The sequence below is a fragment of the Methylobacterium sp. Leaf456 genome (genome assembly GCF_001425465.1).
GTDB lineage: Bacteria > Pseudomonadota > Alphaproteobacteria > Rhizobiales > Beijerinckiaceae > Methylobacterium.
In genome coordinates, this window is record NZ_LMQV01000001.1 from 440,990 (window position 1) to 460,208 (window position 19,219).

Sequence of the window (19,219 nt, forward strand, 5' to 3'; positions counted from 1 at the left end):
CCGCGCTCGAAAATCTCTTTAATGCGACCGCGCCCCTCGCCCCCGAGACGGTTGCGGCCGTTACTTCTTGGTCGGCGGAAGCTCGGTCGTCTCGGGCTTGACCTGGGCGCCGGGGCGGACCTTGGCCACGCCGTTGACGACGACCAGCTCGTCGCCCTTCAGGCCTTCGGCGACCACGCGGTAGCCGTCGACCATCGGCCCGAGCTTCACGGTCTTGGCCGCGACCTTGTCGCCCTCGCCGAGCACGTAGACGATGCGCTTGTCCTGGTTGGCCGAGACCGCCTCGTCGGGAATCAGGACGCCCTGATAGGGCTTGGTCGCCGGCATCGAGACGATGCCGAACAGGCCCGGCTTGATGAAGCCGTCCGGGTTCTCGACGGTGGCGCGCAGCAGCACCGTGCCGGTCTGGTTGTCGACGCGGTTGTCCACGAAGTCGAGCGTGCCCTTGCGGGTCGGCTTCTCCTCGCCGGCGAGCGCGATCTTGATCGGCGCGCCCTTGCCGCGCTGGGTCACGCCCATGCCGATGCCGAGCGTGCCCTGGTACTTCAGGAACGACTTCTCATCGACGGTGTAGCCGAAATAGATCGGATCGAGCGAGACGATCGTGGTCAGCATCGTCTGGTCGGTGATGACGATGTTGCCCTCGGTGACGAGGCGCTGGCTGATGCGCCCGTTCACCGGCGATTTCACTTCCGTGAAGTCGAAGTTGAGCTGGGCGTTGCGCAGCGCCGCTTCCGCGCTGTCCACGTCGGCCTGCGCGGTCTGCGAGGCCTGGCGGCGCTGGTCGGTGACCTGCTCGGAGATGTTGCCGCCCTTCGCGAGCACCTGCGCGCGCTCCAGATCGGTCTGGGTGAAGGAGAGGCGCGCCTTGGCCGAGGTGAGTGCGGCCTGGGCCTGCTCCAGGGCCGCCTTGTAGGGCCGGCGGTCGATGAGGAAGAGCGTCTCGCCCTTCTTCACGTTGGCGCCGTCCTGAAACAGGATCTTGTCGAGGTAGCCGGTCACGCGGGCGCGCACCTCGACATACTCGATCGGGTCGAAGCGGCCGGTATACTGGTCCTGCTCGACGATCTCCTTCACCACGGGCTTGGCCACGGTCACGCCGGGCGGCGGCGCGCCGGGGGCCTGCGCGAGCGCTGGGCCCGCCCCGAACAGGGCGGCGATCAGCGGCGAGGCGAGGAAAAGAGGCCGGAGGCTGCGCATCATTCGGTTCCCTGCATGGCGCGGCCTAATCCGGGCAGAGCAGGATCGGGCGTGCGCTCGCGCACATGGCCTTCACAATTCGTTCAGAACCGTAGGTTTCCGGCGGCCAAACGCCTCGCACCCCGCGGGCCCCTTAGGTCTCGATCGGCTCGCCCGCGCCGTACCAGTCCTTGAACGCGCCCTTGTAATGCTCGGTGATGTCGAGCCCCGCGCCTTGCGCGGCGGCGAGCGCGTTGACCGAGCGCACGCCGGATGCGCAGGAAAACACCGGCCGCCGCCCATCCGCCTCGACCAGCGCCTTCAGCGCCTGCGGATCGAAGGTCGAGAGCGGGAACGAGACCGAGCCCGGGATGTGGCCGCGGTCGAACTCATAGTCCTCCCGCACGTCGATGAGCAGCAGCGTGCCGTCCGCAAGGCCCCGCTTGACCGTGTCTCGGTCGAGATCGATCACCTGCATCGTGGCGAGACTTTCTTGGAGAGGAGGCACCGCGACGGCTTCGAGCGAGCCGACGATCGCGATGCCGGATGGACACCGTGACTTCTAAGGCCGATTTCGGCCACCTGGCAATCGCCGCCCCCGCCGTGGGCTCAGGGTCGAAACGCAGTCAGCTTGACCATACGAGGGACTGCTTCCGACCCTTTGCAGAACCATCAGCCCGCGCAGGGCCATCATCTCATCGGTCATCGGAGGTCTCTCGGGTTCGAGGTTGGTTGTCGCAACCCGACCCTACCCGGCAACCGCCGATGACCACCCCTCAGCTACACCACCACAAGGGACACAGCCTGCGATAGCGATATCAGCCCTTCGCCGTACCCCGCGGCGGTGCTTTGATCCGGTACCAGCCGACATAGAGGGCGGGCAGGAACAGCAGCGTCAGCCCCGTCGCGGCCAGGATGCCGCCGATCATCGCGTAGGCCATCGGCCCCCAGAACACCTCGCGGGCGATCGGGATCAGGCCGAGGCTGGCGGCGGCCGCCGTCAGCAGGATCGGGCGCATGCGGTGGCGCGTGGCCTCGACCACGGCGTCCCAGGGCGCCATGCCGTCCGCCTCGCATTCCTCGATCTGGCTCACCAGGATCACGGCGTTGCGCACGATGATGCCGATGAGCGCGAGGATGCCGAGGATCGCCACGAACCCCATCGGCTTGTCGAACAGCAGCAGGGCCGGTACCACGCCGATCAACCCGAGCGGCGCCACCGAGAACACCAGAAAAAGCTTCTGGAAGCTCTGGAGCTGGATCATCAAAAAGAGCGCCATGGCGAGCAGCATCACCGGCACGACCGCCGCGATCGGCCCCTGCCCCTTGCCGGCCTCCTCGACGGCGCCGCCGGTGGCCAGCGTGTAGCCCTCGGGCAGCGCCTTGACGTAGGCATCGATGGCGGGCTGGAGCGCGGCCACGATGGTCGGCGGCTGGGTCGCGTCGTTGATGGTGGCCCGCACCGTCACCGTCGGCACCCGGTCGCGGCGCCAGACGATGGGCTGCTCCAGGTCGTAGTCGATCTTGGCGAAGGCCAGGATCGGCACCACCGAGCCGTTCGAGAGCGTGACCTGAAGGCTCTGGAGCGTATCGAGGGAGCTACGCTCGATGGCGCGCGCCCGGCCGACCACGTTCACGAGGTAGATCGAATCGCGCACCTGCGTGATCGCCTGACCGCCGACGACGGCGTTGAGGATGCCGGCGATGTCCTGGCTGGTGACGCCGAGCTGGCGCGCCTTGTCCTGAAGGATCTCGACGCGCAGCACCTTGCCGGGCTCGTTCCAGTCGAAGGTCGGCACGGCCACGCGCGTGTCGGTCGCCACCACGTCGGCGAGCTTGAGCGAGAGGCGGCGCACCTCCTGGATGTCCGGGCCGGAGAGCCGATACTGGATCGGGCGCCCGACCGGGGGGCCGAGGTTTAGGGGCTGCACCAGCACGTCGGTGCCGACGAAGTCGCGCCGGCCGATCTTCTGCAGTTTCGTGATCACCCGGTCGCGGATTTCCAGCGATTTCGTCACGATCACGATCTGGCCGTAGAACGCGTTGGCGAGCTGCTGGTCGAGGGGCAGGTAGAAGCGCACCGCGCCCTGGCCAACGTAGGACGACCAGCGGTCGATGTCGGGATCGCCCTTAAGGTGTTCCTCGAACCGGTCGAGCTGCGCCTTGGTCTCGCGGATGGTGGCGTTCTGCGGCAGGGTCAGATCGACGAGGATTTCCGAGCGGTCGGAGGACGGGAAGAACTGCTGCTGCACGTGGCCCATGCCGACGATGGCGAGCCCCATCAGGGCGACGCACAGCACCACCGTGATCCAGCGCAGCCGCATCGCGACGCGCAAGACGGCCATGAAGATGCGGGTGAACAGGCCCTGCTTCTCGGCATGGTGCTTCATGGCCTTGGGCAGGATCGTCACGCCGAGCAGCGGCGCGAACAGCACCGCCACCACCCAGGAGACGAGCAGCGAGGCCGCGATCACGACGAAGAGCGAGTAGGTGTATTCACCGGCCGACGAGCCGTTGAAGCCGATCGGCAGGAAGCCCGCCACGGTCACCAGCGTGCCGGTCAGCATCGGGAAGGCGGTGGAGGTGTAGGCGAAGGTCGCGGCCTTCTTGAGGTTGTCGCCGAGCTCCAACCGCGCCACCATCATCTCGACGGTGATCATCGCGTCGTCCACGAGCAGGCCGAGCGCGATGATGAGCGCGCCGAGCGAGATGCGCTGGAGCGTGACACCCATCACCTGCATCACCACGAAGACGATGGCGAGCACGAGCGGGATCGAGATCGCCACCACGAGGCCGGCGCGCAGGCCGAGGCTGACGAAGCTGACGAGGAGCACGATCACCACCGCCTCGACCAGCGCCTTGGTGAAGCCGCCCACCGCCTCCTCGACGATCTTGGGCTGGTCCGAGACGAGATGGATGCCGACGCCGATGGGCAGCTTGCCCTCGATCACGTGCATGCGCGCCTTCAGGTCCTCGCCGAACTTCAGCAGGTTGGCGTTGGGCCGCATGGCGATGGCGAGGCCGATGGCGGGCTTGCCGTCGACGCGGAACATCGCGGCAGGCGGGTCCTCGTAGCCGCGGGAGATGTCGGCGACGTCGGCCAGCCGAAAGAAGCGGTCGTTGAAGCGCAGGTTCACGTCGCGCAGCGATTCCTCCGAGGTGAACTGGCCGCTCACCCGCAGGGAGACGCGCTCCGGTCCGGCCTGGACCACGCCGGAGGCCGCGACTGCGTTCTGCGATTGCAGCGCCTTGATCAGCGCCTGGATGTCGATGCCGTAGCCCGCGAGCTTGCGGGTGGAAAAATCGAGGTCGATGGTCTCGCCCTGCACGCCCATCAGCAGGGTCTTGCCGATGTTGGGGACCTTCAGGATTTCGGTGCGCACGCCCTCGACGTAGTCGCGCAGTTGCCGGTGGGTCAGGCCGTCGGCGGTGAAGGCGTAGACGTTGCCGTAGACGTCGCCGAACTCGTCGTTGAAGCTCGGCCCCTGCACCCCTTGCGGGAAGGTGTGCTGGATGTCGCCGAGGCGCTTTCGCACCTGATAGAAGGCGGGCTGAATCTCGTTCTTGCTCGTCGTGTCGCGGAACTGCACGAACACGGTCGATTGACCGGGCGTCGTGTAGCTGCGGACGTAATCGAGCACGCTGATTTGCTGCAATTCCTTCTCGATCCGGTCGGTGACCTGATCGAGCGTGTCCTTGATGGTGGCGCCGGGCCAGGTCGCCTGCACCACCATGGTCTTGATCGCGAACGGCGGGTCCTCCTCGCGGCCGAGCCGCGAATAGGCCATCGCGCCGGCCGCCAAGCTGACCAGCATCAGGAACCAGACGAGCGAGCGGTGCGAGAGCGCCCAGTCGGAGAGGTTGAAGTCCTTCACGGGAAAAGCCTTCTTCCGCTGATCAGCGCGGTTCGTCGGGCAGGCGCACGGGCTGCCCGTCGCTCAGGGAATGGATGCCGGCCACCACGACCCGCTCGCCCGGCTGCACCCCGCCGCCGACCGCGATGCGGGGCCCGCCGTCGGGCTCGGCACTGAGCGTCACGTCGCGGCGCGTCACCTGCTGCCGGCCCTCGCCCGCGTCCGAGACGATCCAGACCGAGCGGCGGCCGTCGGCCTCCAAGAGCGCGGTTGCCGGCAGGAGGAAGCGGCGCGGGGTCGGGCGCACCAGCGAGACCGTGATGGTGGCCCCCAGCCGGAAGGCCGGGCCGGGATTCTCCAGCGTCATGCGGATGCGGCGCGTGCGGGTGCCGGTGTCGGCGAACGGCGCGACCTCGCGCACCCGGCCGCGCGCCGTGATCTCCGGCGCGCTCTGGAGCGAGACCGTGAACACGCCGTCCTGCGGCATCGCCCCGACGAGCGTTTCGGGGATGTCCACCACCGCCTCGCGGGTCTCGGGGCGCGCCAGCGTCACGATCCCCTGCCCCGGGCTGACCACCTGACCGATCTCGGCGAGGCGCTGGGTGACGACGCCGTCGAAGTCGGCATGCAGCTCGGTGTAGCCGATCTGGTCGCGCGCCTTCTGCAGGCTCGCGCCGGCTTGCGCCAGACGCGCCTGGGCGGTGTCGCGCCGGGCCACCGCCGCGTCGAGCTGGGCCTGGGTGACGTTGCCGCCATCCATCAGCCGCCGGGTGCGGGCCTCGGTGGCGGCGGCGTTCTCGGATTGCGCCCGTGCGTCGGCGAGTTCGGCCTCGGCGCGGGTCAGGTCGAAGCGCGAGACGATGGGGTCCAAAGCCGCGAGCCGCTGATCCTTCTTCACCACGTCGCCGACGGTGACGTCGCGCGCCACCACCCGGCCGCCGATCTGGAAGCCGAGCTGCGATTGATAGCGTGGCTCCACCGTGCCGGCGAAGGGGCCGAAGATCACTCTCTCGGTGGGCTCGGCGCGCGTGGTCAGGACCGGGCGGACCGGGGGCGGGCCGGGCTCTTCCTGGGAGGGTTGGCAGGCGGCCAGCGTGAGCGGCAGCATCGCGAGCAGGGCGAAGCGCTGCACTCCGCCTCCCACCCACGCCCTCATCCTGAGGTGCCCGCGCGAGCGGGCCTCGAAGGAGGGCTCCAGCGGAGCGCGCGACCCCTGGAGCCCTCCTTCGAGGCTCCGCTGCGCTCCGCAGCTCAGGATGAGGGGGATGGTTTGGGGCGACGATGTCGCGGAGATCGGCACAAGCGTCATCGTCCGCCCTCCCCCGCGGCGGCCGAACGCGGCGCCACCGCGACGCGCTGGCCCGGACGCAGGAACTGGATGCCGGCGACCACCACCGACTCGCCCGGCTGCACGCCGCCCTTGAGCACGATGTCGGTGCCGCCGTACCGGTCGATCTCGACGCCGCGCACCGAGACCGTCCCGGCAGAAGGATCGTAGATCCACACCGCCGGCCGGTTGTCGAAGCGGTAGAGGGCCGACCAGGGCAGCACCACGGCCTCGCGCCCGCCGAAGCGCCCGCGCCCGATCACCACGGCGCCGAGCGTCATCGCCGGCGGCGTCGAATCGAGGCCCATCTTGACCCGCACCGTGCCGCTCTGCGGATCGACGGTCGGCGAGATCTCGCGCACGCGGCCGACCGCCGTCACCGACGGGTCCGACTGGAGGATGATCTGGATCGCCTTGGCCTCGGGCGGGTTGGCGGTGAGCGCCTCGTAGACGTTGAACACCGCGTCGCGCGGGCCGTCCTGGGCCAGCACCATCACGGATTGGCCGGCCTGCACCACCTGCCCCACCTCGAAGGTGCGGCTCAAGACGATGCCGGACACGCCGGCCCGCAGCTCGGTGTAGCTGAGCTGCTCCTCCGAGGTGCCCAATGCCGCCTTTGCCGAATCGACCGCGGCCTGACTGGTGCGCAGTTGCTGCTCGGCGTTGTCGTAGGTCGGGCGCGTGGTGTAGCCGCCGGCCAGAAGCTGCTTCTGGCGCTCGAAGGTGACCTTGGCCTGAGTCAACTGCGCCTCCGCCGAGACGAGCGCGGCGCGGGCGTTGTCGAGGTTGGCCCGCTGCACCAGCGGCTCCAGCACCGCGAGCACTTGATCGGCGGCGACATGGTCGCCGACCTCGACCCGGCGCTCGGCCACCTTGCCGTTGGTGCGAAAGGCGACGTTGGTCTGGGCCTGGGCCTGGATGTCGCCGGTCAGCACCACGTCGCTTGCCACCAGGCTCTTGTGTGCCTGGACGACGCGCACCAGCACCACGGTCGGATCGTCGAGCACCGCCGCATCCCCTCGCGCCTCCCCTCGCACCTCCCCCGCGGCGCGGACGGAAGTCGGCGCCAGCGCGAGGGCCAGGAGCAGGAGGGCGCGTGGGAGACGCGCCGACGGGCGGGATACCGAGAGGGAAGCCATGCGGGACATCGCGGCCTGAGCTTTCCGGGCGCCGGGCTCGCCGTCGCGGACGACGGACGGGATGGGCGCTATCGCGGCGCAGACTTATCGTCTATCTTACCGACCGTCCAGACGGTTTCTTGTCGGGCGGTTCCTGCCGGACGGTTTTTCGCGAATGCGAACGAGGGAGCGATGACGGAGAGGACGCGCAGCCGGCGCGACGACCGGGCGCAGACGATCCTCGACGCCGCCGGCGCGGTTTTGCGCCGGGGCGGCGGGCGGGCGCTCACCATCGACGCGGTGGCGGCGCAGGCGGGTCTGAGCAAGGGCGGCGTGCTGCACCACTACGCCTCGAAGGACGCGCTGATCCTGGCGCTCGTCGCCCGCAAGCTGACGGAACTGCGCGAGGGCATCTCGGCCTGCGAGGCAGGCTCCCAACCGGGGCCCGCGGGGCTCGCGCTCGCCATGGTGGCGCATCTGCGCGAGGCCTATTGCGAGGACGACGACTTTTCCCGCGCGCTGCTGATCGCGGCGGCCGAGAACCCGGAGGCCTTGGCCGGCTACCGCGCCTTCGTCGCCGAGCGGCTGGAGCGGCTGGAGAGCGCCGACCCACCCGGCGCGGGGCCGATGTTGTTCTTCGCCATCCTCGGCCTGATCATGGGCCGGACGCTGGGCTTCCACGATATCGGCGGGGCGCAGGCCGAGGCGCTGTTCGGCGCGCTGGAGCGGGCCGCAGGCGCTTTGGGGCAGGCCGCAGGCGCTTTGGGGCAGGCCGCAGGCGCTTCGGGGCCGGCCCGGCGCCCGGGAGAGGAGGCGCCCACCGGAGATGCGGGATGACGGCGGAACCGCTCCAGGGTCTCGGGCGTAAAAGCCCCGGTCGAACGAGGCCGCGGAAGCCTTCGGAATCGATTACAGGTTTTAGGGGAGAGACGGAACGAAACGGGCCTGGCGCCGCATACTTCTGCGGGTATGGACCGTCGACTGCGCGGGATATGACGATGCCTCCACTGGATGCCGAAGCCCTGGCCGAACTGGCCCGGCTCTGTAACGAGGCTCGCGGGCGCCTTCCCGAGACGGATTTCTACCGACTACGCGTCCTGCTCGACATGGTTCTCGTCGAACTCGGCCGCCAGGAGCCTCCTACACGGGAGCGGACCGTCCCCGCTTACGAGCCGAAGCCGGCCCTACGGCAAAAACGGCCTTGAGCGCCCTCGACGATACCGGCATCAACCTCAAGTCGATAACCGTCACGATGTTTTCGCTACGAAAATCACATCAAGGAATTCGATGTTGTAAGATTATCCCGCGACGATGCAATTTTTGCGGGTGCGCCTCAACGGTCGTCGATCTGGCAGACGAGGCGGATTTTCATGACGCCGTCGTCGGTCTCGTTGCGTACGGTGAGCACCAGGGTGCAGTCCTGGCTGTCCTCGGCCTCGGCGGCCATCAGGGTGGTCATCACGCGCAGAGCCTCGCGCCTGAGCGCGAGCGGGTCGCCGATCTCGCGGCCGACCTCGTCCCGGAGGTCGGCGCCGTCGTGGATGTCGAAGAAATAGCGTGGCATCGGGAGGAATAACTTCTTGATAAAATCCCGCCTCGGGGGGGCGCACCGACGAACGCAGCCGAGTGGAGGCAACACAAAGACAACGCCCGCGAATTTGTACGGTTTCGGACGCTGCGTCCAAAATGACGTATACAATTATGATCATGCTTGGCAGGGGCCGGGCAGGGAAACCCCACGCTAATGCGCGAGGATTTTCGACAAAAATTGCTGAGCCCGCTCGCTGCGGGGCTGGCCGAAAAAGGCCTCCTTGGTGGCGTCCTCGACGATCTCGCCGCGATCCATGAAGATCACCCGGTCGGCGACCTTGCGGGCGAAGCCCATCTCGTGGGTCACGACCATCATGGTCATGCCGTCGCGGGCGAGGCCCACCATCACGTCGAGCACCTCGCCGACCATCTCGGGATCGAGCGCCGAGGTCGGCTCGTCGAACAGCATCACCACCGGGTTCATCGCGAGTGCGCGGGCGATCGCCACCCGCTGCTGCTGCCCGCCCGAGAGCTGGCCCGGATATTTTTTCGCATGCGCCGAGAGTCCGACGCGCTCCAACAGATCGAGGCCGCGCTTGCGCGCGTCCTCGCCGGGGCGTCCCAGAACCTTGCGCTGAGCGATGGTGAGGTTGTCGGTGATGGAGAGATGCGGAAACAGCTCGAAATGCTGAAAAACCATGCCGACGCGCGCGCGGAGCTTGGGCAGGTTGGTGCCCCGGTCCTTCACGCGGGTGCCGTCCACCGTGATCTGGCCCTCCTGGAACGGCTCCAGCGCGTTGACGCACTTGATCAGCGTCGACTTGCCCGAGCCCGAGGGGCCGCACACCACCACCACCTCGCCGCGGGCGACGCGGGTGGTGCAGTCGGTCAGCACCTTGAACTCGCCGTACCACTTCGAGACCGCCTCGATGGCGATCATCGGCCCGGCCGTGGCGGTGGCGGGCGGGGGCGTGACGAGCGGGCCGGCGCGCAGGCCCGCATCCGCGGGGGCCTCGCTCGTGGGGGCGGTCGGCGTTGCGGCGGCGGGCGCGGGCATCGGGGTCGAGGTCATCGGCTCACAAAACCTCAGCGGATGATGGCGACGCGGGTCTGCAGCCGCCGCACCAGCCACGAGGCGGTGAAGCAGACCGCGAAGTAGACGAGTGCCGCGAACAGGTACATCTCGACGAGGCGCCCGTCGCGCTGGGCGACTTTCGAGGCCGCGCCCATGAAGTCGGTCAGCGACAGGACGTAGACGAGCGAGGTGTCCTGGAACAGCACGATGGTCTGGGTCAGGAGCAGCGGCAGCATGTTGCGTAGCGCCTGCGGCAGCACCACGAGCCGCATGGTCTGGGCGTAGCTCATGCCGAGCGCCGAGGCCGCCGCGGTCTGTCCCTTGGGGATCGACTGGATGCCGGCCCGCATGATCTCGGCGAAATAGGCCGCCTCGAACAGGGTGAAGGTGACGAGCGCCGAGGCGAACGCGCCAACCTGGATCGGGGTCGCCGAGCCCGTCGCCCAGGCGCCGATATACGGGACGAGGAAGTAGAACCAGAAGATGACGAGCACCAGCGGCAGCGAGCGCATGGTCTCGACGTAGATCTTGGCGGCATGCGTCACGCCGGGGATGCCCGACAGCCGCATCATCGCCAGCGCTGTGCCGAAGACGATGCCGCCGCTCGCCGCCAGCGCCGTCAGCGTCAGCGTGAATACCATGCCCTGCCCGAACAAGTAGGGCAGCGAGGAGGCGATGACCGAGACGTCGAAATTGGCAAACATCTAGCGCCCCCCCGGCACGGCGACGTACCGCTCCAACAGGGTGGCGCCCGCGATCACCACGAGGTTGATCAGGACGTAGAGAATCGTCGCCGCGGTGAAGGCCTCGAACACCTGGAACGAGAATTCCTGCATCGAGCGGGCCCGCGCCGTCAGCTCCAACAGGCCGATGGTGAGGGCGACCGAGGTGTTCTTGAGGTTGTTCAGGAATTCGGAGGTCAGCGGCGGCAGGATGATGCGGTAGGCGTTGGGCAGCAGCACGTGGCGGTAGGTCTGGGCCGTGGTGAAGCCCAGGGCCGTGCCGGCCATCGCCTGCCCCCGCGGCAGCGACTGGATGCCCGCCCGCACCTGCTCGGCCACCCGCGAGGCGGTGAAGAAGCCGAGGCACAGCACCGCCGTGTAGAACGGCGCGTCGGGCAACTGCTTCACTGCCGTGCCGATCTCGGTCGGCAGCACTTCCGGCAGCACGAAGTACCACAGGAACATCTGCACGAGCAGCGGCACGTTGCGGAACAGCTCGACATAGGCCGTGCCGACCGCATTCGCGGCCTTGGAGGGCAGCGTGCGCAGCACCCCGATCACCGAGCCGAGGCTGAACGCGATCACCCACGAGCAGAGCGCCGTGGCGACCGTCCACGACAGCCCCGAGAGCAGCATGTCGGCGTAGGTGCCGACGCCCTCCGGCGAGGGCTCGAGGAAGATGCCCCAGTTCCAGTTGTAGTTCATCGCAGCCTTGCCCCCGCCCGGCGCCTCAATAGGCGGCCGGGTCCGGGCTGTCGCTCGGGTTGGCGAGCGCCTTCTGCATCGCCTCGCTCATCGGGAGCTTCAGGTTGATGCCCCGCGGCGGGATGGCTTGCGTGAACCACTTCTCATAGAGCGCCTTGCCCTCCGGGCTCTTGTAGAGCGCGGCGGTCGCGGCATCGACCACCGCCTTGAACGGCGCATCGTCCTTACGCAGCATGATGCCGTAGGGCTCCGGCTTCGACTGGGCTTCAGAGGAAATCGTGTAGGCGTCGGGCGTCTTCGAGCCGGCCACCAGCGAGGCGAGCAGCACGTCGTCCATCACGAAGGCGTCGGCGCGGCCGGTCTCGACCATCAGGAACGCCTCGGCGTGGTCCTTGGCCGGCAGGATCTTCATGCCGAGGGATCGGGCGGTGTTGATCTCGTTGATCTGGCGGATGTTGGTGGTGCCCGAGGTCGAGACCACGGTGCGGCCCTTCAGATCGTCGGTCTTGTCGAGGCCCTTGTCCTTCTTGGCGACGAACCGGGTCGCGGTGAGGAAGTGGGTGTTGGTGAAGGCGGCTTGGCGTTGCCGGTCGGCGTTGTTGGTGGTCGAGCCGCATTCGAGGTCGATCGTGCCGTTGGCGATCAGCGGGATGCGCGTGGCCGAGGTCACGGGATTGAGCTTCACCTCCATCTTGTCGAGCTTGAGGTGGGCTTTGACCGCGTCGGCGACCTTGAGGCAGATGTCGAAGGCGTAGCCCACCGGCTTCTGGCTGCCGTCGAGATAGGAGAACGGCACCGAGGAATCGCGGGTGCCGATGGTGATGGCGCCGGTCTCCTTCACCTTCTTGAGCGTCCCGGTCAGCTCCTCGCCGCGCGCGGGCGCGCCCGACGCCAGGGCGGCGATGGCGGCGAGGAGGAACGCATCTCTCAGGCGCATGCGGCGGACCTTTTTTTATTGTCGCGGACGGCCAATGGCGGCCGGATGAGGCCATAGTGAAGCCAGGCGCGACACTTGTCATCCGCCGACCGGCTTCATTGTCATGGCAAGGCTCGTGCCGTGTAAGCCCGTCACACACTTTCGTTCGATCGCGAGGGTCCCGCGCATCCCCTCGCCCCGCCGTGCGGGGGGATGCGCTCGGCCCTCCGCGATCACCCCGAAAAGAAGATCAGAAATCCCGCTGCACCCGCATGCGGATCTGCGTCGTGTCGTAGCGCTTCTCGGCGTAGGCCGGCAGGCCGCCCACGGTGACGGGTCGCGTCTGATCGGTGATGCGACCGCTGAGCGGACCGGTGCCGATGTAGGTGCCCTCGATGCCGATATCGAGGTCCTTGACCGGCGACCAGATCAGGCTGGTGCCGGCGACGATCTGATAGTTGTCGCGTAGGATCGGGCTGAACCCGAAGGCGGCGCCGGGCGCCGGGGCGGAGGCGCCGATGATGCCGCTGACGCGGCTGAAGGCCTCGCGGGTGCCACGCGGAAAGCTGACCTCGCCGTAGCTGCCAAAGAAGGCCGAGCGCCATTCGGGCGCCCAGTAATGCAGGTAGGAGGCCGAGGCCGTGAAGCTCTGCGACAGGGCGATCCGGCCGGTCAGCGGGTTCACCACCGCGTCGGCCAGCGCATGGACGAAGGGCGCGCCCTGCACCGGCCCGAGCTGGCTCGCATAGGTGCCGGTGAAGATCGAGAAGCCGGTATAGATCAGCGCACCCTCGCCGTAGGCGCCCTGCAGGTAGAGCCCGTCACCGGGGGCGATCCAGGGCAGGTTGAGCTTGAGCCCGCCCTGCACCGCCCAGCCGTACTCGGTCTGCGCGCCGGAGTTGAGGCCGCGGGCGGCGAGCAGGGCGGCGGCGGTGCCCGCCGTCACCGGCCCGGTGGCGGAGCCCGGCACGGGCGTCAGGGTCGAGACCGCCGAGTTGGCGATGAAGCCGCCGATGTTCACGTCCTTGACCGCCGCCGAGAGCTGCGCCGAGCCCCAGGGCGCGTCGTAGCGCAGCGCGCCGACGAAATCGGGCATGCGCGAGCGCTGCACCGTGTCGAGGAAGGCCACGGTGTTAGCGGTGCCGTCGGCGTTGGTGCCGAGGATGACCGGGCTCGGCGCCGTGTTGAACACGTTGTTGACGCCGGCTTGGCCCGGCCCCGATGCCGGGGCGCCGAACGAGGCGGCGTAGAACGGGTTCTTGCGGAAGTTCGGGTCCTCCATCGACAGGGTCGCGGACCAGTTCTCGCCGAACTTCTGGGTGTAGGCGAGCAGGTTGGTGGAGGCGACGTTCGAGCCCGCGGTCGAGCTGATCAGCTCGTAATCGTGGGCGTAGAAATCGAAGAACGACGAGGCGCGGCCTGCCGTCAGCCCGGCGAACTGCACGAAGGCCTTCTCGGCGACGATGAAGTTCTGCACCCGCCCGAGCTGGTCCTGGCCCACCGCCGGGAAGGCGTTGGCGATGCGCTGCTGCGTGCCCGAGGTCATGAACACCCCGGTGCGGCTCGCCGCCTCGACCCGCAGGAAGGCCCGCAGCGTGCCGTAGCCGGTCTGGGTGCGCGCATCGAAGTTCATGCGCATCAGCCCGCGATACTGCGACAGGTCGCCGGACGAGTTGTAGCGGTTGTTGACCGGGATGTAGCCGGCCTCGAACCGGGCGCGGCCCGAGACCCGCAGGCAGGTGTCGGTGCCGGGGATGTAGAAGAAGCCCGCCCCGGAGGCGGAGCAGACTCGGACGTACTCGATCGGTACCGCCCGCTTCACCGGCAGGTCGGCGGCTCGCGCCGCGGGAGCGACGACGACGAGGAGCGCCGTACCCGAGAGGAGTGTTTTCGCGAGTCGGTCCATGCCTGCCCCCAGCCGAGTCCGGCGCATCGCCGCCCCGAGCGCGCCCGCGCAGGATCGCTGCCCTGACCGCCGTCTCGCGCGGCGCTCCGGGGCTCGACTTGCACAGCGACGGTGCAAGTTGATCGATGCTGATGCAGGACTTGACGGTCGTTCGATAGACGAAGCGTGGCCGGGCGGATCGGCGAAGACAAGTCTGATCTTGCGGTCCACAGGCGTGCATCCCGGAGTGTGATCTTTTTGCCGGCGTTGTGCTTTCCCCGCTCCGCGCGGGGATGTGGCGCAGCGCCCGGCCGTGCCCGATCCGTTGCGGTTCGATGAAGCCGATCCGTCGCCTTGTTGGCATCCGGGCCATCGGGCGTTGGGGCGCCTGAGCTAAGATCGACGGACCACCCTGAGGAGCCTTGATGCAGAGCCTTCTTCCCGCCCTCGGCCTCGGCGCCTACGTCGTCACGCTGGCCGTCCTCGCCGTCATCAACCTCGTCTACGGGCCGGGCATCCCGACGCCGAAGGTGCCGATGCAGTGGAGTTTTGGCGGCGAGCCGACTTGGTATGCCGACAAGTGGATCGGCCTGTGGCTCCCGGTGGCGATCTTCGTCGGCGTCGGCGCCGTGCTGCTGTTCAAGGCCCGCAGCACGGAGCCCGCCGCGACGTCTGATTACGTCGGGCTGATCCTGTGCTGCCTGTTCTTCGTCGGCGTGCATGGCTGGCACGTCTCGAAGGTCGTCGAGTGGTCGCAGCGGCAGCTCTGATTTTTTTCATTCGATCCCACCCCTCCCCCTCATCCTGAGGTGCGGAGCGAAGCGTAGCCTCGAAGGAGGGCTCCAGGGATCGCGCGACTTCTGGAGCCCTCCTTCGAGGCCCGCCCAGGCGGGCACCTCAGGAGGAGGGTTGTGGATGGGATGCGCTGTCGCAAAAAGTGCGGCTTACCCCTCCCGCTCCCCCTGCCCGGCCACATAGCGCCCGAGCGCGCTCGACGCGTTGAGCATGTGCGCCCGCATCCGCCGGGCGGCGGCCTCGCCGTCGCCCTCGGCCATGGCGGCGAGGACCGCGCCGTGCTCGGCCCGCGAGGCGTCGATGCGACTGGCTTGGCGCAGTTGCGTGCGGCGGAAGGCGGCGAGCCGCTCGCGGATGGCGAGCGCCTGTTCGGCCAAAAAGCCGTTGTGGGTCGCGGCGTAGAGGGTCTCGTGGAAGGCGCGGTTGAAGCCGTCGTAGGCGTCCACGTCGCCCGCCGCCACCATCGCGGCGGAGGCCTCGTGCAGGTCCATCAGGCGGCTGCGCTCCAGCGGCGTGATGCGGTAGGTGGCCAGCCGCACGCACATCGCCTCGATCTCGGCGGTGGTCTCGAACATCTCGGCGATGCGCTCGGGCGTGGTGCGGGCCACGACGCCGCCGCGGCGCGGGCGCAGTTCCACGAGGCCGGCGAAGGCGAGCTGGCGCAGCGCCTCCCGCACGGGGGTGCGCGAGGCGCCGAAGCGGTCGGCGAGGTCCTGCTCGTCCAGCGCCGTGCCGGCCGGCATCCGGCCGCCGGCGATGGCCTCGGAGAGGGCGTTGCGGATGCGGTCCGAGATCAGACCGCGCTCCTCCGGGGCCTCGTCCATCCCGTCTCCGTTCGTGGCGGTGTTCATGGCCGTGCGCTCCGACGAAGCCGCGACGGTCCGTCGTGAGAATGCACGGTAATACAAAAACTTAGAGCCGTATCCGACCCGATGCAATCAGGTCCGATACGGCTCTCGTGAGGCGCCCCTGATCGAAAACCCAGGGCGATCCTTAAGTCCGATGCGGCTCTAGGCCTTGGCGCCGCCGACGTAGCCGCTGACGTACGGCCAGACTTCGAGGCCGCCGCGGTAGATCATGTCGAGCGCGACGTAGAGGATGATCGCGAGGCCGACATAGGCGATCCAGGGGTAGCGCTGGAGCAGGCGGGCGATGAAGCTCGCGGCGAGCCCCATCAGGGCGATCGACAGGGCGAGGCCGATGATGAGGACCGTCGGGTGCTCGCGGGCGGCACCGGCCACCGCGAGCACGTTGTCGAGCGACATCGAGACGTCCGCGACCACGATCTGCCACGCGGCCTGAGCGAAGGTCTTGCGGGGCGCCCCCGCCTCGGCGGAGGCGATGGCGGCGTCCGGATCCTGCCCGTGCCCGGCGCGGATCTCGTGCCACATCTTCCAGCAGACCCACAGCAGCAGCAGGCCGCCGACGAGCAGCAGGCCGACGATGGAGAGGAGCTGGGTGACGAGGCCGGCGAAGATGATGCGCAGAATGGTCGCGGCGATGATGCCGATCAGGATCGCCTTGTTGCGCTGCTCCTTCGGCAGGCCGGCGGCGGCCAGCCCGATCACCACCGCGTTGTCGCCCGCGAGCACGAGGTCGATCATGATGACTTGGAGGAGAGCCGACAACGCCTCCGTCGTCAGAAGTTCACTCATGCTGAAAAAGCCCCCGGTCGGGAAGGTGAAGACTCGGGCGGATGCTGCCGCGATCCGCGGTGCGGACGCGCCGGGCCGCATGCGAGAAGCGTGGCGATTGCCCTTCCGCCCTCATGGCACTGCGCTCCGGAGGTTCGCAACCCCCGGAGCGCGAGACGCTGGCCGATCTGTCACAGGACGATGAACAGGAACCAGACCACGATCGGCGCGACCACGGTGACCAGGGCGCCGTAGGCCATCAGTTTTCGGAAGAAAGCATCCCGATCGACGTTCTTGGCGGTGGCGAGCACGATCGCGCCGTTGGTCGAGAACGGGCTCACGTCCACGATGGTGGAGGAGACCGCCATCGCGCCGATGAAGCCCACCGGTTTCACCCCCGTGCCGGCCTGGAGGAACGGCACGGCGAGCGGGATCAGCGAGCCGAGCACCGCCGTCGAGGAGGCGAAGGCCGAGACCACGGCGCCGATGAAGCACAGGAGCAGGGCCGCCATCATCGGCGAGGCGAGCCCGGCGACGCTGGTGCCGACGAAGGAGATGGTGCCCATCTTCTCCAGCACGACCACGTAGGTGCTCACGCCGGTGATCAGCATGATCTCGGGCCAGCTCACCTGCCCGATCGCCCGCTTCTGCAGGTTCGGCGCGACGAGCGACAGGATCAGGCCGATCGTGATCGAGACGAAGCCGATATCCTGGTTGAAGGCCAGCACCAGCACGGCGAGCGCCACGAGGCCGACGAGGGTGAGGGCTTGGTAGGCGCGCGAGGACGCCATCGGCTCCGGGGCGGCCCGCTCGTCGGCCAGCGGGTCGTCGAGGCCCCGCTCCAGCTTGCGCTCCTCGCTGAACGATTCGGATTCCGAATCGCCGAAGGCCTGGGGGCCGCGCTGGGCCACCGTCACCCGCGCGGGCGGCAGCGCCTCGTCGCCCGGCATCCCCGCGACCGCGGCCCGCGCCCCCATCAGCTTGCGCCCGCCCATCAGGACGAACAGCAGCACCGCGACCGCGAGGTTCACGCCGAGGCTCGCGAAGAAGGTGAACAGCTCGTTGAGCGGCAGGCCCGCCTTGGCCACCACCGTGTTGGTGATGCCGCCGTAGATGCTGATCGGCGAGAAGCCGCCGCCCTGCGCCCCGTGGATCACGAGCAGGCCCATCAGCAGCGGGTTGATGTTGTAGCGGGCCGCGAATCCCATCGCGATCGGGGCGATGATCGCCACCGCCGCCGGGCTCACCGCGCCGACAGCCGTGAGGGCGGCGGTGATGCCGAACATGATCCACGGGATCGCGGCGATCCGCCCGCGCACGGCTCGGACGGCGAGTTGGACCAGCCAGTCGATGGTGCCGTTGTTCTGCGCGATGGCGAACAGGTAGGTGATGCCGACCAGCGTCAGGAACAGGCTGCCGGGAAATCCGGCGATGATGTCCTTGCTCGACATCCCCGCGACCAGCGTCCCGACGAGGAAGGCGCCGACGAAGGCCAGCACTCCCATGTTGATCGGCCAGATCGTGGCGACCACGAACATCGCGCACAGCGCGTAGATCGATATCAATTGTGGCGTCATCGGCGTGTCTCCCGGGGCGCTTTTGCGCGCGTGCTCGGCCGCCGCCGAACCGGGGCCGGTCGGCGGGGCGGCTTATGGTGCCGCCTCCGCTTGTTCGCCTCGTAGGCCGTTTCGTACTCTAAGGCAATATCCTTGTATACAAGATTTGCCTTGTGGAATTATAGCCCTGCGCCTACGATCCGCGTCGCCCCATGGGGAGTGAGGAATGGGGAGTGAGGAATGCGCCGCGCCGAAGCGCTCCGGGATCAGCTGGAGCAGGACATCGTCACCGGCCATTTCCGGCCGGGGGAGCGCCTGGACGAGCAGAGCCTCGCCACGCGGTTCGGCGTGTCGCGCACACCGATCCGGGAGGCGCTGATGCAGCTCGCCTCGACCGGCATGGTGGAGCTTCAGCCGCGGCGCGGGGCGTTCGTGGCCAGTCTGTCGCTGCGCGCGGTGGTCGAGCGCTTCGAGGCGATGGCGGCGCTGGAGGGCATGTGCGGCGCGCTGGCCGCCCGCCGGATCACCGATGCGCAGCGCAGCACTCTCGTGACCGCGCACGAAGCCTGCGAGGCGGCGACGCGGGCCGGCTGCGCCGACACCTATTACTACGCCAACGAGCGCTTCCACCGCGCGATCTACGAGGCGTGCCACAACCAGTACCTCGCCGAGCAGGCGGGGCAGCTCCACACCCTGTTGAAGCCCTACCGCCGGCTGCAATTGCGGGCGCGCCACCGCGTCGGGCAGTCGCTGGCCGAGCACGGGGCGATCGTGGCGGCGATCCTCGCGGGCGATTCAGGGCGCGCGGAGCAGTCGCTGCGCGAGCACATCCTGATCCAGGGCGAGCGCCTGAACGACTTCATCAGCAGTTTCGGGACGGCGGACGTCGCATGATCGGATCAGCGTCCCGAACGGTGGGAGGC

Annotated in this window: 17 protein-coding genes; 3 read left to right on the plus strand and 14 right to left on the minus strand. The window is 68.5% G+C overall.

Features of this window, described 5'->3' with window-relative positions:
* Nucleotides 1-60: 60 nt before the first annotated feature.
* The 5 genes from ASG52_RS01895 to ASG52_RS01915 form a co-directional block, all read right to left on the minus strand.
* Nucleotides 61-1,200 carry an efflux RND transporter periplasmic adaptor subunit gene (locus ASG52_RS01895; protein WP_502691014.1) on the minus strand — a complete coding sequence of 380 codons (1,140 nt, stop codon included), beginning with the start codon at nucleotides 1,198-1,200 and terminating at the stop codon, nucleotides 61-63.
* 133 nt (nucleotides 1,201-1,333) lie between these two features.
* Complete coding sequence (locus tag ASG52_RS01900) at nucleotides 1,334-1,657, minus strand: rhodanese-like domain-containing protein (RefSeq protein WP_056238228.1); 324 nt, start codon at nucleotides 1,655-1,657, stop codon at nucleotides 1,334-1,336.
* Between the two features lie 340 nt (nucleotides 1,658-1,997).
* Nucleotides 1,998-5,054, minus strand: coding sequence for an efflux RND transporter permease subunit (locus ASG52_RS01905; RefSeq protein ID WP_056238229.1), 3,057 nt, complete (start codon nucleotides 5,052-5,054; stop codon nucleotides 1,998-2,000).
* A gap of 22 nt (nucleotides 5,055-5,076) precedes the next feature.
* On the minus strand, nucleotides 5,077-6,141 hold the full coding sequence (locus ASG52_RS01910) for an efflux RND transporter periplasmic adaptor subunit (protein WP_056238399.1): 1,065 nt from the start codon (nucleotides 6,139-6,141) through the stop codon (nucleotides 5,077-5,079).
* 197 nt (nucleotides 6,142-6,338) lie between these two features.
* Nucleotides 6,339-7,499: an efflux RND transporter periplasmic adaptor subunit gene (locus ASG52_RS01915; RefSeq protein ID WP_082552302.1), complete on the minus strand. Its 1,161-nt coding sequence runs from the start codon at nucleotides 7,497-7,499 to the stop codon at nucleotides 6,339-6,341.
* Nucleotides 7,500-7,670: 171 nt separating this feature from the next.
* Between ASG52_RS01915 and ASG52_RS01920 the strand changes: the two genes are divergently transcribed.
* Complete coding sequence (locus ASG52_RS01920) at nucleotides 7,671-8,315, plus strand: TetR/AcrR family transcriptional regulator (RefSeq protein ID WP_082552295.1); 645 nt, start codon at nucleotides 7,671-7,673, stop codon at nucleotides 8,313-8,315.
* Between the two features lie 496 nt (nucleotides 8,316-8,811).
* On the opposite strand, the gene ASG52_RS01925 is transcribed toward ASG52_RS01920, so the two are convergent.
* From ASG52_RS01925 to ASG52_RS01950, 6 genes are all read right to left on the minus strand, one after another.
* Complete coding sequence (locus ASG52_RS01925) at nucleotides 8,812-9,042, minus strand: DUF6894 family protein (RefSeq protein WP_056238232.1); 231 nt, start codon at nucleotides 9,040-9,042, stop codon at nucleotides 8,812-8,814.
* Between the two features lie 177 nt (nucleotides 9,043-9,219).
* Nucleotides 9,220-9,948, minus strand: coding sequence for an amino acid ABC transporter ATP-binding protein (locus tag ASG52_RS01930; protein WP_056238403.1), 729 nt, complete (start codon nucleotides 9,946-9,948; stop codon nucleotides 9,220-9,222).
* A 146-nt stretch (nucleotides 9,949-10,094) separates the two neighbouring features.
* Nucleotides 10,095-10,787 (minus strand): amino acid ABC transporter permease, encoded by a 693-nt coding sequence (locus tag ASG52_RS01935; protein WP_056238236.1) that lies wholly within the window; start codon nucleotides 10,785-10,787, stop codon nucleotides 10,095-10,097.
* The gene (locus tag ASG52_RS01940) at nucleotides 10,788-11,510 is read right to left on the minus strand and encodes an amino acid ABC transporter permease (RefSeq protein ID WP_056238239.1); all 723 of its coding nucleotides are present in this window, start codon (nucleotides 11,508-11,510) and stop codon (nucleotides 10,788-10,790) included.
* Nucleotides 11,511-11,535: 25 nt separating this feature from the next.
* Nucleotides 11,536-12,447, minus strand: coding sequence for an amino acid ABC transporter substrate-binding protein (locus ASG52_RS01945; RefSeq protein WP_056238241.1), 912 nt, complete (start codon nucleotides 12,445-12,447; stop codon nucleotides 11,536-11,538).
* A gap of 229 nt (nucleotides 12,448-12,676) precedes the next feature.
* On the minus strand, nucleotides 12,677-14,332 hold the full coding sequence (locus ASG52_RS01950) for a porin (protein ID WP_056238244.1): 1,656 nt from the start codon (nucleotides 14,330-14,332) through the stop codon (nucleotides 12,677-12,679).
* A gap of 404 nt (nucleotides 14,333-14,736) precedes the next feature.
* On the opposite strand from ASG52_RS01950, the gene ASG52_RS01955 reads away from it, so the two are divergent.
* Nucleotides 14,737-15,081, plus strand: a complete 345-nt coding sequence (locus tag ASG52_RS01955) for a DUF1648 domain-containing protein (protein WP_056238246.1) — start codon at nucleotides 14,737-14,739, stop codon at nucleotides 15,079-15,081.
* 174 nt (nucleotides 15,082-15,255) lie between these two features.
* On the opposite strand, the gene ASG52_RS01960 is transcribed toward ASG52_RS01955, so the two are convergent.
* The 3 genes from ASG52_RS01960 to ASG52_RS01970 all read right to left on the minus strand — a co-directional run bounded on the left by ASG52_RS01960 (nucleotide 15,256) and on the right by ASG52_RS01970 (nucleotide 18,317).
* Nucleotides 15,256-15,957 carry a GntR family transcriptional regulator gene (locus tag ASG52_RS01960; protein WP_502691011.1) on the minus strand — a complete coding sequence of 234 codons (702 nt, stop codon included), beginning with the start codon at nucleotides 15,955-15,957 and terminating at the stop codon, nucleotides 15,256-15,258.
* A gap of 159 nt (nucleotides 15,958-16,116) precedes the next feature.
* Nucleotides 16,117-16,761 carry a TerC family protein gene (locus ASG52_RS01965; protein ID WP_056238410.1) on the minus strand — a complete coding sequence of 215 codons (645 nt, stop codon included), beginning with the start codon at nucleotides 16,759-16,761 and terminating at the stop codon, nucleotides 16,117-16,119.
* A 170-nt stretch (nucleotides 16,762-16,931) separates the two neighbouring features.
* Nucleotides 16,932-18,317 carry an SLC13 family permease gene (locus ASG52_RS01970; protein WP_056238248.1) on the minus strand — a complete coding sequence of 462 codons (1,386 nt, stop codon included), beginning with the start codon at nucleotides 18,315-18,317 and terminating at the stop codon, nucleotides 16,932-16,934.
* Between the two features lie 219 nt (nucleotides 18,318-18,536).
* Between ASG52_RS01970 and ASG52_RS01975 the strand changes: the two genes are divergently transcribed.
* The gene (locus ASG52_RS01975) at nucleotides 18,537-19,190 is read left to right on the plus strand and encodes a GntR family transcriptional regulator (protein WP_056238253.1); all 654 of its coding nucleotides are present in this window, start codon (nucleotides 18,537-18,539) and stop codon (nucleotides 19,188-19,190) included.
* Nucleotides 19,191-19,219: the final 29 nt, after the last annotated feature.